Here is a 19,487-nt window from a genome sequence, read left to right on the forward strand (position 1 = left end):
CTCAGACGGTCGCGGAGACGAGCCCTGCAGCCTGACGGAGCGCGTCGACCCGGTCGAGCGACTCCCACGTGAACCCGGGAAGCTCGCGGCCGAAGTGTCCATAGGTCGCGGTCTGCGCGTACTTCGGTTGCAGCAGGTCGAGGTCGCGGATGATCGCTGCAGGGCGAAGGTCGAAGACCTCGGTGATCGCTCGCGTGATCGTCTCGTCGTCGACGTGTCCGGTGCCGAACGACTCGACGTACAGGCCGACGGGAGCAGCGCGACCGATCGCGTACGCGACCTGCACCTCGAGTCGGTCAGCGAGCCCCGCGGCGACGGCGTTCTTCGCCACCCACCGCATCGCGTAGGCGGCGGAGCGGTCCACCTTGGACGGGTCTTTCCCACTGAAGGCGCCGCCACCGTGTCGGGAGGCGCCCCCATAGGTGTCGACGATCACCTTCCGGCCGGTCAGCCCTGCGTCACCCTGCGGACCGCCGATCTCGAAGCGACCGGTCGGATTCACGATGATGTTCACGTGCGATGCGTCGAGCGCGACGAGATCGAGGACGGGACGGATCACGTGCGTCTCGATGTCTGCGGTGAGCTGCTCGAGGGTCACGGTCGGTGCGTGCTGCGTCGAGAGCACGACGGTCTCGACAGTGCGCGGCACGGTGCCGTCGTAGCCCACGGTGACCTGCGTCTTGCCGTCTGGGCGGAGATAGGTCAGGAGCCCGGTCTTCCGGACCTCGGCGAGCCGCTCCGCGAGCCGGTGCGCGAGCCAGATCGACACCGGCATGTACTCGGGTGTCTCGTTCGTGGCGTACCCGAACATGATGCCCTGATCGCCGGCGCCCTGCCGATCGAGCGGATCGAGCGCATGACCCGATCGGGACTCGAGCGCGTCGTCGACGCCCTGAGCGATATCGGGCGATTGCGCGCCGATCGAGACCTCGACACCGCAGGTCCGGCCATCGAACGAGACCTCGGACGAGTTGTAGCCGATGGACGTGATGACGTCGCGCACGATCGTCGGGATGTCGACGTAGCCGGACGTCGTGACCTCTCCCGCGACATGCACGAGGCCCGTCGTGACGAGCGTCTCGACCGCGACTCGGCTCAGCGGGTCGGCTTCGAGCAGCGCGTCGAGAATACGGTCGGAGATCTGATCGCAGATCTTGTCGGGGTGGCCTTCCGTCACCGATTCCGAGGTGAACAGGCGAAGCGCTGGTGTGCTCACCGGTTCAGACGGTCGGCGTACGCGGCGTCAGAACGAGCTTGTCCTCGTTGATCTCGTGCAGCGCCACGGTGAGCGGCTTGTCATCGATCGTCGAGTCGACGAGCGGGCCGACGTTGTCGAACAGGGACCCCTCGTGCAGATCGGCGTAGTAGTCGTTGATCTGCCGAGCGCGCTTCGATGCGAAGATCACGAGGGCGTACTTGGACTCCACCTTGGCGAGGAGGTCGTCGATGGGCGGGTCGATGATGCCCTGGGAACGGTCGGCCATGGGGTCTCCTTACAGTCGCGCGCAGCGAACACGCGTCACGCGGTGGTCGTGGGGCGCCGTTTCACGGCGCGGTGAACAAGTCTACGACCTCGCCCGCGGCGGTCGCGACATCCGAGTTCACCACCTTGACGTCGAATTCGTCCTGCGCGGCGAGTTCGACCTTCGCCGTTTCGAGGCGCCGCTGCTGCTCCGGTGCGTCCTCGGTGCCACGACCGATGAGTCGGCGGACGAGTTCGTCCCACGACGGCGGGAGGAGGAACACCAGAAGCGCGTCGGGCATCGCCGTGCGAACCTGCCGGGCCCCCTGCAGATCGATCTCGAGCATGACCTGCTTGCCCTGGTCGAGGGCGCGATCGATCGGTGGACGCGGGGTCCCGTAGCGGTATGAGTTGTGCACGGTCGCCCACTCGAGGAGTTCGCGCTCCCGAATCATCCGGTCGAACTCGGCATCGGAGACGAAGTAGTAGTGGACGCCATCGACCTCGCCCGGTCGGGGCGCCCGTGTTGTGGCCGACACGCTGAGCATCACCTCGGGGTGGTGATCGCGGATGTAGGCGCTCACGGTGCCTTTCCCGACGGCTGTCGGACCGGCGAGCACCACGAGACGGGATTGCCTCCGCCTGGCCCCGGACCGCGCCGCGAGCCAATCGGCCAACGCAGACCGCTGCCGAGCGCCCACCCCGCCGAGACGCTTCGATCGTGCGATCCGAAGCTCACCCATCACCGCGTCTGCTCGTGCGGGCCCGATGCCCGGGATACTCGTCAGCAGATCGCGCACACGCAGGCTGCGCTCCGCGTGGTTCGTCGCATCTGCGGGCGTTCGCCACGCGGCCTGCGCGACCGCGAGCGGCGTTCGTCGACCGTCGGCTACCGCGGACTTCACCGTCGCTCGTGCCCGGCGCGCCGCCACAGCGGCTCGGGCGGCCGCAGCCCGGTCGACCTCCGGGGGCGCCCCACGACGCGCCGCAGGCCCTGCCGTCGGCTGATGGTCCCCCGTGGTCGTCATCCGAGCGCCGCCGCGATCCGCTCCACGCGGTCCTGCACCGCCGCGCCGAGACTCGACGGTCCGGCATCGGTGATGCCGCGCGACTCGCTCACGAGCACCCGACCCGCGGCGCCGCCGAACCGGAGGCGCAACGCCTCGATGCGCGCTCCCTGCGCTCCAAACCCGGGTGCGAGCACCGGGGTCGGGCCGAGCGTATCGAGATCGAGTCCGTACTCGTCGAGGGCGAGGGTGGCACCGAGCACCAGGCCGATCGAACCCAGCGCACTCGCCCCGGGCTGACCAGTGGCCGCGTCGGCCCCGCTGTCCAGTTCGATCGTGTTCGCCGCCGCCACCTGAGCAACGATACCGGCCGCGACGGTCCGACCCGGAACCTCCGATGTCGCAGCAATCGCTGTCTGCACCGGGCGACCCTCGGGGTTACTCGTCGCGGCGAGCACGAACACGCCGCTCCCCCATTCGCGCGCAGCGTCGATCGAACCGGCAAGGGATCCGAACCCGAGATACGGCGACAGCGTCACCGCGTCGGCGTGGAACGCGCCGGCGGGATTCAGCCACGCGTCGGCGTACGCGGCCGCGGTCGTGCCGATGTCGCCCCGCTTCGCGTCCGCGATGACGAGGAGACCCGACGCGTGCGCGTGATCGATGATCCGGGCGAGCGCCTCGAATCCAGCAGCGCCGGCGCGTTCGAAGAACGCCACCTGCGGCTTCACGACGGCGGCGCGACCGGCTGCAGCGTCGACGAGGAGGCGACCGAACGCCTCCAGACCGTCGCGATCGGCCCGCAGCCCCCATGCCTCGAGAATGGACGGGTGCGGGTCGATCCCCACGCAGAGTGGGGATCGACGCCGCATCGCCTCAGCGAGCCGCGCGCCGAACGATGCGCGCGCAGGTGTTGCATCGCCGACGGCGTCGGTCACCACGACGCTCGTTCGAGTGCGTAGTCCTGCAGGCTCCGCACCGTGTGCGGGGTGCCGATCGTCTCGATCGCCGCCACCGCCGCGCCGAGTTGCGCGATCGTGGTGAAGAGCGGCTTGTCGGCCGCGACGGTCGCCGCACGGATCTCGTACCCGTCCGCGCGTCCGGCAGCTCCGGACGGCGTGTTGATCACGATGTCCACGGCGTTCTGCGCGAGCAGGTCGACGACGCTCTCGCCACCCTCGCTGTACTTTCCGACGACCGACACGGCGATGCCGTTCCGGCGAAGCACCTCGGCGGTGCCCTCCGTGGCGATGATCGTGAAGCCGAGCTGCGCGAGGCGATGGACGGGAAGGACGATCGCGCGCTTGTCCGTGTCCGCGACGCTCACAAATACCGTGCCCGACGTCGGGAGGCCGCCGTACGCAGCGTCCTGGCTCTTCAGGAAGGCACGCGGGAAGTCGCGGTCGATGCCCATGACCTCGCCGGTGGATCGCATCTCGGGGCTGAGAACGCTGTCGACGACCTCGCCGTCCACAGTCCGGAAGCGACGGAAGGGCAGGACCGCTTCCTTCACCGCGACCGGGGCCTCCATCGGAACGACCGCGCCGTCACGTGCCGGCAGCAGGCCCTCCTCGATGAGGTCGGCGATCGACGCGCCGACCATGATGCGGCTCGCAGCCTTCGCCAGCGGGATCCCCAGCGCCTTCGACACGAACGGAACGGTGCGGCTCGCCCGCGGGTTCGCCTCGAGCACGTAGAGCACGCCCGCTGCGATCGCGAACTGCACGTTGAGCAGCCCGCGCACGCCGACACCCGCGGCGATCTGCTCCGTCGCCGCGACGACGGCGTCGATCTCCGAGCGCCCGAGACCGACCGGAGGAAGCGTGCACGATGAGTCGCCGGAATGGATGCCGGCCTCCTCGATGTGCTCCATCACGCCGCCGATGTAGAGGCGGTCACCGTCGTACAGGGCGTCGACGTCGATCTCGACGGCGTCGTCCAGGAACCGGTCCACGAGGAGCGGCTGCTCCGGGCCGATGATCGCCTGATCGGCGATGCGATCGAAGTAGTCCGCCATCGCAGCCGAGTCGTACACGATCTCCATGCCGCGGCCGCCGAGCACGTACGACGGACGCACGAGCACCGGATACCCGATCTCCTCGGCAACGGCGGACGCGCTCGACAGGTCGTGCGCCGTGCCGTTCCGCGGCGCCAGGATACCGGCGTCCTCAAGGATGCCGGCGAACAGACCGCGCTCCTCGGCGAGATCGATCGCGGCCGGGCTCGTCCCGAGGATCGGCACGCCAGCTGCCTCCAGCGGCTTCGCGAGTCCGAGGGCGGTCTGACCGCCGAGCTGCACGATGACGCCGACGACCTCTCCCGATCGCGACTCGGCATGGATCACCTCGAGCACGTCCTCCGTGGTGAGCGGCTCGAAGTACAGACGGTCCGAGGTGTCGTAGTCGGTGGACACCGTCTCCGGGTTGCAGTTGATCATGATCGTCTCGAAGCCCGCGTCCGCGAGCGCGAACGATGCGTGGACGCACGAGTAGTCGAACTCGACACCCTGGCCGATCCGGTTCGGCCCGGACCCGAGGATCATCACCTTCCGGCGGTCGCTCGCGGCGACCTCGGTCTCGGTGTCGTACGACGAGTAGTGGTACGGCGTGAGCGCGGGGAATTCACCGGCGCACGTGTCCACGGTCTTGAACACGGGACGAATCCCGAACCCGTGACGGAGGGTGCGAATGTCCGACTCGGTGACTCCGGCCTCCGTGCCGCCCCGGCTTCGCCGGAGGGCAGCAAGCTGCGCATCGCTGAACCCGTGGTCCTTCGACCAGCGCAGGAGGTCGGCGTCGAGCGTCTCCGCGTTCCGCACCTCGGCGGCAACCTCGTTGATGAGCGCGATCTGGTCGAGGAACCAGGGGTCGATGCCCGTCGACGCGAACATCTCCGCGACCGTCGCGCCTGCGAACAGGGCCTGCTGCACGGTGACCATGCGGCCGTCCGTCGGCCGTGCGGCCAGGGCGACGAGCGCCTCCTTGTCGAGCTGATCGGCCGGGGTGTCCCAGTGGAAGCTCGACCCGCGCTTCTCCAGGCTGCGGAGCGACTTCTGCAGCGCCTGCGTGTAGTTCCGCCCGATCGCCATCGCCTCGCCGACGCTCTTCATCGTCGTGGTGAGCGTCGAGTCCGCTGCCGGGAACTTCTCGAATGCGAAGCGGGGGGTCTTCACGACGATGTAGTCGAGCGTCGGCTCGAAGCTCGCGGGCGTCTTCCGCGTGATGTCGTTCGGGATCTCGTCCAGCCGGTACCCGATCGCGAGCTTCGCGGCGATTTTCGCGATCGGGAAGCCTGTCGCCTTCGAGGCGAGCGCGCTGGACCGGGAGACACGCGGGTTCATCTCGATGACGATGATCCGCCCGTTCGACGGGTCGATGGCGAACTGGATGTTGCAGCCGCCGGTGTCGACGCCGACCCGACGGATGATGTCGATGCCGATGTCGCGCATGTGCTGGTACTCGCGATCCGTGAGCGTCAGCGCGGGAGCAACGGTGATCGAGTCGCCGGTGTGGACTCCGACCGGGTCGACGTTCTCGATCGAGCAGACCACGACCGTGTTGTCGGCGTTGTCGCGCATCAGCTCGAGCTCGTACTCTTTCCAGCCGAGGATGGACTCTTCGAGCAGGACCTCCGAGGTCGGCGAGGAGTGGAGGCCATCGCCGACCATGCGCACCAGCTCCGCCTCGGTGTAGGCGAAGCCGGAGCCGAGCCCGCCCATGGTGAACGACGGGCGGATCACGAGCGGATAGCCGAGATCCTTCGCGAACTCCTTCGCCTCGTCCAGCGTGTGGGCGATGTGGCTGCGCGCCACGTCCGCCCCGGACTCGATGACCAGCTGCTTGAACAGTTGCCGGTCCTCGCCGCGCTGGATCGCGTCGACCTTCGCGCCGATCAACTCGACACCGTACTTCTCGAGGATGCCGGCCTTGTCGAGGGCGATCGCCGCGTTCAGGGCGGTCTGACCGCCGAGCGTCGGGAGGACCGCGTCAGGACGTTCGATGCGGATGATCTCCTCGAGCGACGGGGTGGTGATCGGCTCGATGTAGGTGGCGTCGGCGAAGTCGGGGTCCGTCATGATCGTCGCCGGGTTCGGGTTCACGAGGATGACCCGCACGCCCTCAGCCCGGAGCACCCGACACGCCTGCGTGCCGGAGTAGTCGAACTCGGCGGCCTGGCCGATGACGATCGGGCCGGACCCGATGACGAGGACGGAGGAGATGTCGTCGCGCTTTGGCATCAGTTGCTGCTTCCGGTGGTCGTGTCGGCTGCGGGAGTGGTCGCGGCGGCGGTCGCCGCGTCGAGCGGGATGCCGTCGCGTCGGGCGACGACCATGTCCCGGAATCGATCGAACAGGTACATGGAATCGTGCGGACCGGCCGCGGCCTCCGGATGGTACTGGACGCTGAAGGCCGGAACGTCAAGCGCTCGGAGCCCCTCCACGACGTTGTCGTTCAGCGAGAAGTGCGAGACCTCCACGCGGCCGAAGCCGAGTGGTGACTCGACCACGTCGCCGATCGGCGCGTCGACCGCGAACCCGTGGTTCTGGCTCGTGATCTCGACGGTGCCTGTGAGCGTGTCGAACACCGGCTGGTTGATCCCGCGGTGGCCGAACGGCAGCTTGTACGTGCCGAATCCGAGCGCGCGGCCGAGGAGCTGGTTGCCGAAGCAGATACCGAAGAACGGCCGGCCGTCACGCAGGTTCTCACGGAGGAGCTCGACCTGTGCGTCGGATGCGGAGGGATCTCCCGGGCCGTTCGAATAGAACAGCGCGAGCGGGTCGAGCTCGCGGATCCGCTCGATGGACACGTCCTGCGGAAGCACATGCACCTCGAAGCCCCGCGCGGCCAGGTAGCGCAGCGTCGAGAGCTTGACCCCGAGGTCGAGCACTGCCAGACGGCCGACGAGCTCGCCTTCGGCCTCCAGCACGTATTCGTCTGTCGTCGAAACTGCGGCGGACAGGTTCTTTCCGGCCATCCCGTCCTGCTCTCTGACCATCTGCAGCTGCGCAGCGTCGTCGAGGCCCGCATCGGGACCGCTGAAGATGCCGCCCTTCATCGCGCCGACATCGCGGATGCGCCGGGTGAGCGCGCGTGTGTCGATCCCGGAGATCCCCACCACGCCGTCGCGCACGAGATGCTCGTCGAGCGGCGCGGTCGCCCGCCAGTTCGAGACCATGCGGCTCGGGTCGCGCACGACATATCCGGCGACCCAGATCCGGCGGGACTCCGGGTCCTCGTCGTTCACGCCGGTGTTACCGATGTGCGGTGCGGTCTGCACGACGATCTGACCGGCGTACGACGGGTCGGTCAGCGTCTCCTGGTAGCCGGTCATGCCGGTCGCGAACACCACTTCGCCGAGCGTTCGCCCTCGTGCGCCGTACGCCCACCCCTCGTACCGCGTGCCGTCCTCGAGGACCAGAACGGCCCGTTCACGTGTCATCACTGCTGCTCTCCTTCACCCGGCGTGTGCTGCCGGTCCGGGCTGGTCGTCGGTTCGGCGTCCGTGTCGCCGAGAAGCTCCCGGAGGGCCGCCATCGCTGCGGCGTCCCCCTGCGGGAATCGGAAGTAGGTGTCGAGGTCCGTCGCTCCGGCGGCGCCGGTCGCCGTCCATCGCAGACGCACCAGCCCCCCGGGTTCGACGACACGGTCGATCGCGACGTTCGCGCGATCCGCTCCACGCAGATATGGCATCGGGATGAAGCGATCCGCGACGCCCGCGATCACGAGCACCACGCCCTCCCGGTGCGTCCGGAATCCACCGCGCGCACGGAAACCGAGACCCCCGGCGCTCACGCGCTCGAGCGGAGCGTCGGCGAACGTCGTCGCGACCACGAACCCGTCGAAAGCGCTGAGGACCGGCCCGATGGTGGTGGGAACCGGCATCGGGGGCACCAGCGCTGCCTGCCGACGCGTCCGCGCGCGCCATGTCCGGGCCAGCGCCACGAACAGCGCGATCGTCAGGACCAAAAACAGGCCGGCCCAGACGAACCTCATGCGCCCGCTCCCGCGACGATGTCGCTGTCACCCTGCTGGTGGGAGGCGCGTCCCGCCTCCGCCACCCGCTCCGGGTCCTGGAGCACACCGTCGAGCACCGTCGGCGCGCCGCCGTGGAAGGTCGCGACGACCCGACCCGCCAATGCCATGCCGAGGTACGGGGAGTTCCTCGAGCGACCAGCGAGATCCCCGGTGTCGAATGCGGTGTCTCGCGTGCTCGGGTCGTACAGGGTCAGCTCTGCCGGCGCGCCGACCGCGATCGGCTGACCGTGGCCCGCGAGTCGTCCGATGCGCGCAGGGGCGGCCGACATGACCCGTGCCACGTCCGCCCAGTCGAGCCGACCGTCGGCGACGACGGACGCGTGCACGACACGGAGTGCGGACTCCAGACCGACCATGCCGTTCGCCGCCGCCGGCCACTCACACTCCTTCGCCTCGGCGGGGTGCGGCGCGTGATCCGTCGCCACGATGTCGATCGTTCCGTCTGCCAGCGCTGCTCGGAGCGCTTCCACGTCCTCCCGGCGGCGCAGCGGCGGATTCACCTTGAAGCGTGCGTCATAGCCAGGCGCGTCCGTGCTCCCGGCGATGAGCTCCTCGGTGAGCAGGAGGTGATGCGGCGTGACCTCTGCCGTCACGGCGATACCGCGGGCCTTCGCCCACCTGATGACGTCGACGCTGCCCGCGGTCGATACGTGGCAGACGTGGAGCCGTGCGCCGACGTGGTCGGCGAGGAGGACATCACGGGCGATGATCGACTCCTCCGCGACCGCCGGCCACCCCGCGAGCCCGAGCTCGGCGGAGAGCCGACCCTCGTTCATCTGAGCGCCGACCGTGAGGCGCGGCTCTTGAGCGTGCTGCGCGAGCACGCCGCCGAAGCCCTTGATGTATTCCAGCGCGCGCCGCATGAGCAGTGGATCGGCGACGCAGAATCCGTCATCCGAGAAGACGGTCACCCGCGCACGCGACGTCGCCATCGCGCCGATCTCGGAGAGCTGCTCGCCGCGAAGACCCTGCGACACCGCACCGATCGGCCGCACGGTCGCATACCCGGCGCGGTCCCCCAGTGCCTGCACCTGCTCCACGACGCCCGCGGTATCGGCCACCGGCGAGGAGTTCGCCATCGCGAAGACCGCGGTGTACCCGCCCGCCGCCGCGGCCTGCGTGCCCGTGAGCACGGTTTCCGATGCTTCGAAGCCCGGCTCCCGAAGATGTGTGTGCAGGTCGACGAGCCCCGGCAGCGCGAGAAGACCGTCGGCATCGACCCGCTCGGCGCCACCCTGGTCGAGGCCGACACCGACCGCGGTGATGACCCTGCCCTCCAGCTTGAGGTCAGCGCGCGTCCCGTCCGGGAGCGTCGCGCCTGCGATGAGATAGCCGGTCATGCGAGGGCCTCCTGTCGGGGTTCGGTGTCGTCACCACGATCGCTCCAGCCTCCGGTCAGCGCGAGGTAGAGCACCGCCATGCGAACCGACACGCCGTTCGCGACCTGCTCGATCACGGTCGAGCGATGGTCGTCCGCTGCGACGGACGCGATCTCCAGGCCCCGGTTCATCGGACCCGGATGCATCACGAGTGCGCGCTCGTCCAGCTGCGCGAGACGCTCCGCGGTCAGCCCGTAGTGCCGGTTGTATTCACGCGGGTTCGGGAAGAAAGCGTCGTGCATGCGCTCCTGTTGGATGCGGAGCATCATCACGACGTCGGGGCGCCCAGCGATCGCGCGATCGAGGTCGTGCTCAACCACTGCGCCGAACGGCGCGTCGACCGACGGCAGCAGCGTCGGAGGCGCGACGAACGTCACAGACGCCCCGAGCGTCCGCAGCAACCAGGCGTTGCTCCGCGCGACGCGGCTGTGCAGAACGTCACCCACGATGAGCACACGAACGCCGTCGAGCCAGGAGCCGCGCGACGCGGCGCCGTGCAGACGACGCCGGATCGTGAACGCGTCGAGGAGGGCCTGCGTCGGATGCTCGTGCGTGCCGTCGCCCGCATTCACGACGGCGGCATCGATCCATCCGCTGTCCGCGAGCACGCGTGGCGCGCCAGATGCTGGATGGCGGATGACCACCCCGTCGACGCCCATGGCGCCGAGCGTCTGGACCGTGTCCTTCAGTGACTCGCCCTTGGAGACGCTCGAGCCTTTCGCCTGGAAGTTGATGACGTCGGCCGACAGCCGCTTCGCAGCAGCCTCGAAGGAGATGCGCGTTCGCGTGGAGTCCTCGAAGAACAGGTTCACGACGGTCTTGCCGCGGAGCGCCGGGAGCTTCCGGACCTCCCGCGTGGTGACGTCCGACATCTCCTCGGCGACATCGAGGATCGTGAGCGCGTCCGCGGCGCTCAGGTCGCTCGTCGAGAGCAGGTGCTGGGTCATCGGTGTCCGCCCTGCTCGCCGCGGCCGCTTTCGATGATCACTTCGTCCGCGCCGTCGGTCTCGACCAGGTGGAGGGAGATCCGCTCATCCGCGGCAGTCGGCAGGTTCTTCCCGACGTGATCCGCACGGATGGGGAGCTCACGGTGCCCGCGGTCGACGAGCACGGCGAGGCGGACAGCACGCGGCCGACCCACGTTCTGAATGGCGTCGAGCGCCGCCCGGACCGTTCGTCCGGAGAAGAGGACGTCGTCGACCAGCACGACGACCTTGCCGTCGATACCGCCGGCCGGAATGACGGTCCGGTGCGGGGCACGCCCGAGGCCGCGCCCGAGATCGTCGCGATGCAGCGTGACGTCGAGCGCGCCGACACGGTCGGCGGCCGTCTCGGGTTCGGCGCTCCAGCCCGGCTCGATCTCGGCGAGCACCCGTCCGATCCGCTCGGCGAGCGTCACGCCACGCGTCGGAACGCCGAGCAGGACGACATCGGAGGCACCGTGATTGGCCTCGACGATTTCATGAGCGATGCGCCGAAGGGCGCGCGAGATATCGGCTTGTCCGAGCACTGTCCGCGGACTCATACCGACCTCCTTCCCCGCCTCGCTGGACGGCATTAAAGGATGCGTTCTCGGTTAGCTTAGCGAATCGTTCGACGCGTCGGCCACGGCCGCGCGTTTCGGGAGCCCCGCGACCGCGGCGAGCACACCGTTGACGAACCCGGCCGACTCCTCGGTGGACAGCGACTGCGCGAGCTCGACCGCTTCAGCGATCGCCACCGGGTTCGGAACCTCCGCGTTGCACCGGATCTCCCACACGCCCATCCGCAGAATGCAGCGGTCAAGCACCGGCATGCGCCCGATGGACCACCCTTGTGCGTGTTCGACGATGATCCGATCGATGTCGGCACGCATCTCTGCAACGCCGCTCACGATCGTCCGGGCGTAGTCCCAGCTCGATGACCGTTCCGGCTGATCGAGATGCCGAACGGTCTCGGTTGCGAGGACGTCGTCGATGGGGAGCTCGCGGACCTCCGCGATGTACAGCATGTCGAGCGCGCGCTTTCGCGCCTTCGACCTCGCACTCATCGGGGTCGCTCAGTCGTTGACGCGGCCGAGATAGCTGCCGTCGCGGGTGTCGACCTTCACCTTGGTGCCGGTCTCGAGGAACAGCGGCACCTGGATCTGGTAGCCCGTCTCGACGGTCGCCGGCTTCGTGCCGCCCGTCGATCGGTCGCCCTGCAGGCCGGGCTCGGTGTAGGTGATCTCCATGACAACGCTCGCGGGCAGCTCGACGTAGAGCGGGTTGTCCTCGTTCATCGCGATCGTGACCGTCGCGGACTCCAGCAGGAAGTTCTTCGCGTCGCCGACGGTGGCCGCAGGGATCGTGACCTGGTCATAGGTGTCGGTGTCCATGAAGACGTACCCGTCGCCGTCGGTGTACAGGTACTGGTAGTCGCGACGGTCGACCGTGGCGAAGTCGATCTTCGTTCCGGCGTTGAAGGTGCGGTCCACGACTTTGCCGGAAACGACGTTCTTCATCTTCGTCCGAACGAACGCGCCGCCCTTGCCCGGCTTGACGTGCTGAAACTCGACCACGGACCAGAGTTGGCCGTCCAGGTTGAGTACCGCGCCGTTCTTGATGTCGTTGGTAGTCGCCATGGGGCTGCAGATCCGTTCGATGGTGTTGTGAACAGCGGACGCCGAGCGTCGCGCACGAGAGAGGGCTGCGAAAGCCCCGAACGAGTGTAGCGGACCGGGTCCGCGTCCAGCCGTACCCGATCTGCCGGCGGACCTCGCCGCGATCGTGGCGCTCATCGGTCTCGACGTGCGCGAGCGGCATCGACTCCCGCCCAGACGAGCAGCACCGCGGCTGCGCCCGCGAGCAGGAAGCCCGCCGTCGCGCTTGAGATCACCCCGTGCGTGATCGGACGCGCCAGATAGACCAGCGCGAGCAGTCCCGCGCCGGCACCGAACACCACGAGCAGAATCCGACGGATCAGCCCCGCAACGAGCCGTCGATCCCGGCGATCCCCGAAAAGCCGGATGTTGATCGAGAGGTTCCCGCGCTCGAGTGCGTCCCCGACCCGATCGATGCGACGCGGAAGCCGACGCAGCGCGGGCACGACGCCGAGCACTTCGCGGCCGACGAGTCGACCGATCGTCGCCGGACGCAGCTGGTCGCGCACCTGTTCGACGGCAAGCGTGCGCGACTCCTCGAGCAGGTCGAAGTCGGGCGACAGCGATCGAAGCGTGCCTTCGAAGATCGCCAGCCCGCGCGCGGCAGCCACGAAGTCCGCCGGGACCCGCAGCCGATACCCCGCGAACATGTCCACCGCCGCGTCAACCGTCTCGACCCCGATCCGCGCGCCGGGACCGAGCTCGTTCGTCACGAAGCGGGAGACGTCCCGGCGAAAGCCGTCCTCGTCCTGCGGGTCCGGGAGGGGGGCCATGCGCAGAATTCCGTCGGCGACGCCCTGCGTGTCACCCTGCAGGTAGGCGAGGAGCAGCTCCTGGACGGTGTCTCGGATGGCGAGGTCGAGCCTCCCGGACGAGCCGAAATCGATCAGCGCCGGCGTGCCGTCCGGGAGCAGGATGATGTTTCCCGGATGCAGGTCCGCGTGGTACAGCCCGTCGAACACGATCTGGCGCAGGAACGCGCGCAGCACGTTGCGCATCGGCTCGTCGAGGTCGCGCTTGCCGCCGGTCGCCCGAATCGCACTGAGGGTGTCGCCTTCGAGGAACTCCATGACGAGCACTTTCGCGCTCGAGAGGGCGGGATACGCGGCCGGAAGCCGGACCTCGTCCGCGCGGGCGCTGCGCAGCTGGTTGGCGCGCAGGCCGAGGAGGTTTGTCAGCTCCTGCCGGAAGTCGATCTGCCGGATGAGGTCGGCTGCATACTGCACCGCGACGTCCTCGACGCCGATCTGCCGCGCCTGCGGTGAGCTCCGCGCGATCAGTCGGGTGATGCGGAGCGCGATCGCGACATCCCGACGAACGACCGGCCCGATTCCGGGCCGCTGCACCTTCACGGCAACACCCGTGCCGTCCGACAGCCGTGCGCGGTGCACTTGAGCGATCGACGCCGCGGCTACCGGCTGTGGGTCGAACGACGCGAACACGTCGTCCACCGGAGCGCCGAGTTCGTGCTCGAGCAGTGCGCGGATCGCGTCCGGATCGGCAGGGCGCACATTCTTCTGCAGGTGCGCAAGCCCGTCCATCCACTCCTCCGGCAGCAGGTCGTCGCGCGTCGAGAGCAACTGGCCCATCTTCACGAACCCGCCACCCGCCTCTTCGAGCGCCAACCGCACGTGCTCGGCCTGACTGCGCCGCAGATCGCTCGTCGCTGGGTTCCGCGAGAAGTCGAGGCGGCCGAACGGGAGCAGCCGGTGCCTGAGTGCGATGCGGAACAACTCCGTGAACCGGCGACGCCGCGCCGCGAAGGTATCAGCGGCGTCATCCTCAGCCTGCGCGGTGAAGGACGAGAGTCGAGGAATGGCATTGGGCACGCAGCCAGCATTCCCCGCAGGGCTGACATTTCTCCCGGGCGACCTAGCTGGCGATCTCCTGGTACGCCGCGAAGAGGAGGGCCGGCTCCGGACCTTCGAGGACGATCGGCTTGGCGAGGCCGTCGAGGATGATGAAGCGCAGCATCCCGGCACGAGCCTTCTTGTCGCGCTGCATCGTTGCGAGGAGACCCTCCCACCGTCCGGCCGGATAGGTCGTCGGCAGCGAGAGCGACTCGAGGATCGTTCGATGCCGATCGACCGTCGCATCGTCCAGGTGCCCGGTCAGCCGTGCGAGCTCGGCGACGAAGACGAGGCCGACCGACACCGCCGCGCCGTGCCGCCACTGATACCGCTCAGCGTGCTCGATCGCGTGCCCGAGCGTGTGCCCGTAGTTCAGGATCTCGCGCTGCCCCTGCTCCGTGAAGTCCGCCGAGACGACCCGAGCCTTGACGCGGATGGCCAGTTCCATGAGACGCCGAAATTCGGGCGTCCCCGGATCGGTCGCGCGATCCACATCGCGTTCGATGATGTCGAGGATCTCCGGCTCGGCGATGAAGCCGGCTTTCACGATCTCGGCGAAACCGGTCAGGATCTCGTTCCGCGGAAGCGTTCGCACCAACTCGAGGTCGGCGAGCACGGCGCGAGGCGCCCAGAACGACCCGACGAGGTTCTTCCCCTCGTTGGTGTTGATGCCCGTCTTTCCGCCGACACTCGCATCCACCATGCCGAGGACGGTGGTCGGCACGGCAAGCCACTGAACCCCGCGGAGCCAGGTGGCCGCGACGAATCCGGCCAGATCCGTGACCGCGCCCCCGCCGATCCCGATGACCGCGTCCGTTCTCGTGAAGTCCGCCTGCCCCATGATCTGCCAGCAGAAGGCGGCGACCTCGACGCGTTTGCCGGCCTCGGCATCCGGCACCTCGGCGATGATCGCGGTGCGCCCGCGCTCGTTCAGCGTGGATCGAAGCTGCTCTGCGACGGCCGCAAGCGGCGGCGCGTGCACGATGAGGACGTTCGCGACACGTGCGCCGAGGAGTTCCGGCACCTGATCGATCACCCCATGCCCGACGATCACCGGGTAGCCGTCAGCGCCGCCGACGCGGATCTCCGTCACATCGCGCTCCACTGCACCCGAAGGGACGGCGTCGCGCTCGACACCATCGTCGGCTTCATGGGTCTCGGTCATCGGGGTCCTTCTTCCAGCCACTGCAGAATCTCGTCGACGACAGCCGACATCGGTCGACGAGAGGTGTCCACGACGACATGCGCGAGGGAGGCGTAGGTCGCCGCGCGCTCGTCGAGGATCGTTTGCCACGCGTCGAGCCCGCCCGCGGCGAGCAGCGGTCGGTCACTCCCCCGGATGCGATCGGCAACCGCGTCCTGCGACACGGTGAGCAAGACGATTCGTGCTCCCACGAGCGCCTCCCGCGTCGCCTCGTGCGTGACGGCGCCCCCGCCCACCGCGATCACACCACCGTCGCGCATGGCGTCGCGGACGGCGCCCGCCTCGAGGTCGCGGAACACAGACTCACCGCGCTCGGCGAAGATCGTTGGAATCGGACCGTGGGCGGCTGCGATACGGCGGTCCGTGTCGATGAACGCGAGACCCAAACGTCGAGCGAGTTTCCGCCCCACCGAGGATTTTCCCGCCCCCATCGGGCCGATCAGCACAACCGGCGCCGCACCGGTCACGATGCCGAAACGGTGTCCGCAGGCACGTCGTCCGCACTCACTCGGTGGGAGCGAAGCGTCGGCGGGATCGCCTCCAGGTAGGCCTCCATGTTGCGCTTCGTCTCCGCGACGCTGTCGCCACCGAACTTCTCGAGAACCGCATCGGCCAGAACCAGCGCGACCATTGCCTCCGCCACGACGCCCGCAGCCGGAACCGCGCACACATCCGACCGCTGATGATGCGCAGCAGCATCGTCACCGGTCGCGACATCGATCGTGTGGAGCGCCCGAGGCACCGTTGCGATCGGCTTCATCCCCGCGCGGACGCGCAGCACGGTGCCGGTCGACATGCCGCCCTCCGTGCCGCCGGCACGGTCGGTCGACCGCGTGATCTCACCATCGGTTCGGTAGAGCTCATCGTGCGCCGCAGACCCACGCCGCCCTGCCGTAGCGAACCCGTCGCCGATCTCCACGCCCTTGATCGCCTGGATCCCCATGACGGCGTTGGCGATGCGGGCATCGAGCCGTCGATCCCAATGCACGTGCGATCCAAGCCCCGGAGGGACGCCGTAGAAGAGCGCCTCGACGACCCCGCCGAGCGTATCGCCGTCTTTCTTCGCCGCTTCGACCTCGGTCACCATCGCGGCGCTCGTTGCTGCGTCGAAACACCGCAGCTGGTCGTCGTCGAGACGGTCCACGTCCGTGGGCATGGGGAGCGGCGCGTCGTCGGGCACGCGAACCGTGCCGACCTGGAGCGTGTGGCTCACGGACCGGATGCCGAGTTCCGCGAGAAATGCCTTGGCGACGGCCCCGAGCGCCACCCGCGCAGCAGTCTCGCGTGCCGACGCGCGCTCGAGGATCGGGCGCGACTCGTCGAAGCCGTACTTCTGCATGCCGACGAGGTCGGCGTGGCCGGGGCGCGGTCTCGTCAGCGGCGCGCTCCGCCCGCGGGACATCTCCGTCGGTTCGACCGGCTCCGCGCTCATCACCTCGACCCACTTCGGCCACTCGGTGTTGCCGATACGGATCGCGATCGGGCTGCCGAGCGAGAACCCGTGGCGCACCCCGCCCGACAGGTGGAGCTCGTCCTGCTCGAACTTCATGCGGGATCCCCGACCGTAGCCGAGCTTCCGCCGCGCGAGGTCCTCTCGGATGCAGTCGTACGTGACCGGCACCCCGGCCGGGAGGCCTTCCATGATCGCGACGAGCTCAGGACCGTGCGATTCCCCTGCGGTCAACCATCGAAGCATGAGCCTCATCCTTTCACACGGGCGATGCCGCCGAAGGGCGAGCGTCGACCGCCCGGCTCACTGGTAGCTGGGGTGCGCTCGGAGCCACGCCTGGAACTGCGCGACCGCCTGCTCGTGCTCGGCGAGCGTGTCCGAGAACACCGTTTCGCCGGTCTGCAGGTTCACTGTGACGAAGTACAACCACGATCCGTCCGCAGGATGCAGCACCGCATCGATTGCGACATCGCCGGGGTTCGAGATCGGCCCAGGCGGCAGGCCCAGGTGCTTGTACGTGTTGTACGGGTTGGATGCGTCGTTCCGCTCCGCGTCGGTGGTCGTCACTCGGTCGGTGTTGCCCGTACCGTAGGCGACAGTCGCGTCCGACTGCAGGTACATGTTCGCGTTGAGACGGTTCTGGAACACCCTGGCGACCTTCGGGAAGTCGGCCTCCTGGCCCGCCTCCTTCTGGACCAGCGACGCGAAGATGATGACGTGCTCACGGTCGGCGGGCGCGACCCCGGCCTGATCCAGGTGCGTCTTCATCGTCTGCACCATCGCCTGGAAGTACTGCTGCGCCGTCCACCCCGGATTGACCGGGTAGGTCGCCGGGAAGAGCCATCCCTCGAGGCTCTGCACGCCCGCTGGCAGCCCGTATGCGCTGATGTTGTTCGCAGCCGCCGTGACAGCCGACTGCGACAGGCCTGCCTTCTGCACGAGACTGGCCTCGATCGTCTTGAGGACGGTCCCCTCAGGGATCACGATCGAGTTGTCGACGCGGTTCGCGGGATTCTGCAGCGCAGCGAGTGCCGCTTTCGCGCTCATGTGATGTTTGAGCGTGTACGAGCCGGGCTGGAACTGCACGTTCTGCGCCGCGAGGAGCAGCTTGTAGAACGCTCCGTAGGATGCCGTCACGCCGTCCTTGTGCAACGTGGTCGCGATGTCCGAGCCGATGTCGCCCTCTTTGATGGTGATCGTGACCGTGCCGGTGCCATCGCCGTTGTAATCGGCGTCGGCCGTGTTGTGCCCGCTGAACATGCTGATGATCGACTGCACCTTCGGCGCGGCGACCGCATACGCGCCCACTCCTCCGCCGACGACGATGAGCAGCAGCACGAGGCCCACGATCAGTCCGACCCGCGGCCGTCGACGTCCAGTGCCGGACCGTCCCCGTCCCCGCTTCGGCTCGCGGGTGCGGTCCGGCCCGGGAGACCGCTCCGCGTCGTCGTGAACGAACGGGAACACGTCCGGCTTGCGGGCCTCGGCCGGCGTCGCCGCGGCCTGCTCGGGCTCCTCCCCCTGGGCGTGCCCGAAGAGGGCGTGCAGGTCCGGGTGCAACCAGGAGCGCGAGTCGCCCACCGCCGGCTCAGGCTGCGCGGCCGAGGACGTCGCTGCGGTTCGCATGTCTGGGCCCGTGATCGGCGCGGAACCGGGTGCGTGCGTCGCTTCGTCGCCGTCGGGGCGGTTGTTCCCGGCCGGCGGGCGCGCGCCGTAGAGCCCGGCGGATGGGGCGGATTCGACGGACGGTTGCTCAGACTGCTCGGCGGCTTCCTGCATCGCAGCCTCGCGTGCACGGAGTTCGCGCCGCGTCAACGGCGGTTCGGCCGCCGGACGTGCGTTGTGTGCGGCAGCGCCGTGCGGTTCAGTGCGCTCGGCGTCGTTGCCGGGCTCCATGATCGCGCGCCAATCTAGCTCGTCAGCCAACGTTCCTCGGGGTGGTCGAATCGGGTCCGCTGCCCGCAGTGCGGATCTCCGACATCATGCGTTCGTCGGGGGCCGGGCAGTGGCATGACGCGTTACGGAGCGCCGGTCGGTCCTGTGAGCGACGCACCCGGAGGAGTGCCGCTCGCGCGCTCGTGGTCGAGCGCGTGTTGCAAGATGATAACAGCGGCGGCTTGGTCGATCACAGCCCGGGACGTTTTGATAGTGCGACCGGCGGCGTGCAGGCCCTGCTGAGCGGACTTCGTCGACAGGCGTTCGTCGACCAAGCGGATCGGGCCAAGGTGCGCGAGCTCGGCTGCGAATGAGCGTGCATCCGTCGTGGATGCCGTCTCGGCTCCGGAGAGGGACAGCGGCAGACCGACGACGATCTCGAGCACGTCGTACTCGTCGGCCAGTTCAGCGATGCGCCTGACATCTGCGCCGCGCTGCCGCCGGACCGTCTCGACGGGTGTTGCGAGAAGCCCGTCGCGGTCGCTCACGGCGACTCCGATCCGCGACCGACCGACATCGACTCCGAGCCGCCGCCCCGTGCGCAC

General features: G+C 68.7%; 18 protein-coding genes. All 18 read right to left on the reverse strand.

The annotated features are described in order from the left end of the window. Position 1 precedes the first annotated feature (1 nt). The 18 genes from metK to ruvX all read right to left on the reverse strand — a co-directional run bounded on the left by metK (position 2) and on the right by ruvX (position 19,487). Positions 2-1,216 (reverse strand): methionine adenosyltransferase, encoded by a 1,215-nt coding sequence (metK, locus tag CAM01S_RS08055; RefSeq protein ID WP_066519275.1) that lies wholly within the window; start codon positions 1,214-1,216, stop codon positions 2-4. 4 nt (positions 1,217-1,220) lie between these two features. After that, complete coding sequence (gene rpoZ, locus CAM01S_RS08060) at positions 1,221-1,484, reverse strand: DNA-directed RNA polymerase subunit omega (protein WP_066519284.1); 264 nt, start codon at positions 1,482-1,484, stop codon at positions 1,221-1,223. Between the two features lie 61 nt (positions 1,485-1,545). Then, complete coding sequence (gmk, locus tag CAM01S_RS08065; RefSeq protein WP_066519287.1) at positions 1,546-2,490, reverse strand: guanylate kinase; 945 nt, start codon at positions 2,488-2,490, stop codon at positions 1,546-1,548. Further along, the gene (pyrF, locus tag CAM01S_RS08070) at positions 2,487-3,407 is read right to left on the reverse strand and encodes an orotidine-5'-phosphate decarboxylase (RefSeq protein WP_306306286.1); all 921 of its coding nucleotides are present in this window, start codon (positions 3,405-3,407) and stop codon (positions 2,487-2,489) included. Before pyrF ends, gmk begins: the two co-directional genes overlap by 4 nt. Then, positions 3,404-6,706, reverse strand: a complete 3,303-nt coding sequence (gene carB, locus CAM01S_RS08075) for a carbamoyl-phosphate synthase large subunit (protein WP_066519292.1) — start codon at positions 6,704-6,706, stop codon at positions 3,404-3,406. Before carB ends, pyrF begins: the two co-directional genes overlap by 4 nt. Continuing rightward, positions 6,706-7,908: a glutamine-hydrolyzing carbamoyl-phosphate synthase small subunit gene (gene carA, locus CAM01S_RS08080; protein WP_066519298.1), complete on the reverse strand. Its 1,203-nt coding sequence runs from the start codon at positions 7,906-7,908 to the stop codon at positions 6,706-6,708. Before carA ends, carB begins: the two co-directional genes overlap by 1 nt. After that, positions 7,908-8,462 carry a PH-like domain-containing protein gene (locus CAM01S_RS08085; protein WP_066519300.1) on the reverse strand — a complete coding sequence of 185 codons (555 nt, stop codon included), beginning with the start codon at positions 8,460-8,462 and terminating at the stop codon, positions 7,908-7,910. The genes carA and CAM01S_RS08085 overlap by 1 nt, the downstream gene beginning before the upstream one ends. Next, positions 8,459-9,844, reverse strand: coding sequence for a dihydroorotase (locus tag CAM01S_RS08090; RefSeq protein ID WP_066519302.1), 1,386 nt, complete (start codon positions 9,842-9,844; stop codon positions 8,459-8,461). Before CAM01S_RS08090 ends, CAM01S_RS08085 begins: the two co-directional genes overlap by 4 nt. Next, positions 9,841-10,830: an aspartate carbamoyltransferase catalytic subunit gene (locus CAM01S_RS08095; RefSeq protein ID WP_066519304.1), complete on the reverse strand. Its 990-nt coding sequence runs from the start codon at positions 10,828-10,830 to the stop codon at positions 9,841-9,843. The genes CAM01S_RS08090 and CAM01S_RS08095 overlap by 4 nt, the downstream gene beginning before the upstream one ends. Further along, entirely contained in the window at positions 10,827-11,408 is a 582-nt protein-coding gene (gene pyrR, locus CAM01S_RS08100; RefSeq protein WP_066519973.1) for a bifunctional pyr operon transcriptional regulator/uracil phosphoribosyltransferase PyrR, read from the reverse strand. The genes CAM01S_RS08095 and pyrR overlap by 4 nt, the downstream gene beginning before the upstream one ends. Positions 11,409-11,459: 51 nt before the next feature. Next, positions 11,460-11,912: a transcription antitermination factor NusB gene (gene nusB, locus CAM01S_RS08105; protein WP_066519312.1), complete on the reverse strand. Its 453-nt coding sequence runs from the start codon at positions 11,910-11,912 to the stop codon at positions 11,460-11,462. Positions 11,913-11,921: 9 nt separating this feature from the next. Next, positions 11,922-12,485 carry an elongation factor P gene (gene efp, locus CAM01S_RS08110; protein WP_066519320.1) on the reverse strand — a complete coding sequence of 188 codons (564 nt, stop codon included), beginning with the start codon at positions 12,483-12,485 and terminating at the stop codon, positions 11,922-11,924. Between the two features lie 152 nt (positions 12,486-12,637). After that, complete coding sequence (locus tag CAM01S_RS08115; protein WP_066519323.1) at positions 12,638-14,332, reverse strand: ABC1 kinase family protein; 1,695 nt, start codon at positions 14,330-14,332, stop codon at positions 12,638-12,640. A gap of 43 nt (positions 14,333-14,375) precedes the next feature. Then, positions 14,376-15,518, reverse strand: a complete 1,143-nt coding sequence (gene aroB, locus CAM01S_RS08120) for a 3-dehydroquinate synthase (protein ID WP_083527868.1) — start codon at positions 15,516-15,518, stop codon at positions 14,376-14,378. Further along, complete coding sequence (locus CAM01S_RS08125) at positions 15,515-16,024, reverse strand: shikimate kinase (protein WP_157071477.1); 510 nt, start codon at positions 16,022-16,024, stop codon at positions 15,515-15,517. The genes aroB and CAM01S_RS08125 overlap by 4 nt, the downstream gene beginning before the upstream one ends. Then, a complete protein-coding gene (gene aroC / locus CAM01S_RS08130; RefSeq protein WP_066519334.1) occupies positions 16,021-17,253 on the reverse strand; it encodes a chorismate synthase in 1,233 nt (410 codons plus the stop codon). The genes CAM01S_RS08125 and aroC overlap by 4 nt, the downstream gene beginning before the upstream one ends. Positions 17,254-17,310: 57 nt before the next feature. Beyond that, positions 17,311-18,933: an endolytic transglycosylase MltG gene (gene mltG, locus CAM01S_RS08135; protein WP_245631581.1), complete on the reverse strand. Its 1,623-nt coding sequence runs from the start codon at positions 18,931-18,933 to the stop codon at positions 17,311-17,313. A gap of 92 nt (positions 18,934-19,025) precedes the next feature. Next, the gene (gene ruvX / locus CAM01S_RS08140) at positions 19,026-19,487 is read right to left on the reverse strand and encodes a Holliday junction resolvase RuvX (protein WP_066519339.1); all 462 of its coding nucleotides are present in this window, start codon (positions 19,485-19,487) and stop codon (positions 19,026-19,028) included.

Origin of the sequence: Curtobacterium ammoniigenes NBRC 101786, from assembly GCF_001571045.1 — a bacterium.
Classification (GTDB): domain Bacteria; phylum Actinomycetota; class Actinomycetes; order Actinomycetales; family Microbacteriaceae; genus Curtobacterium; species Curtobacterium ammoniigenes.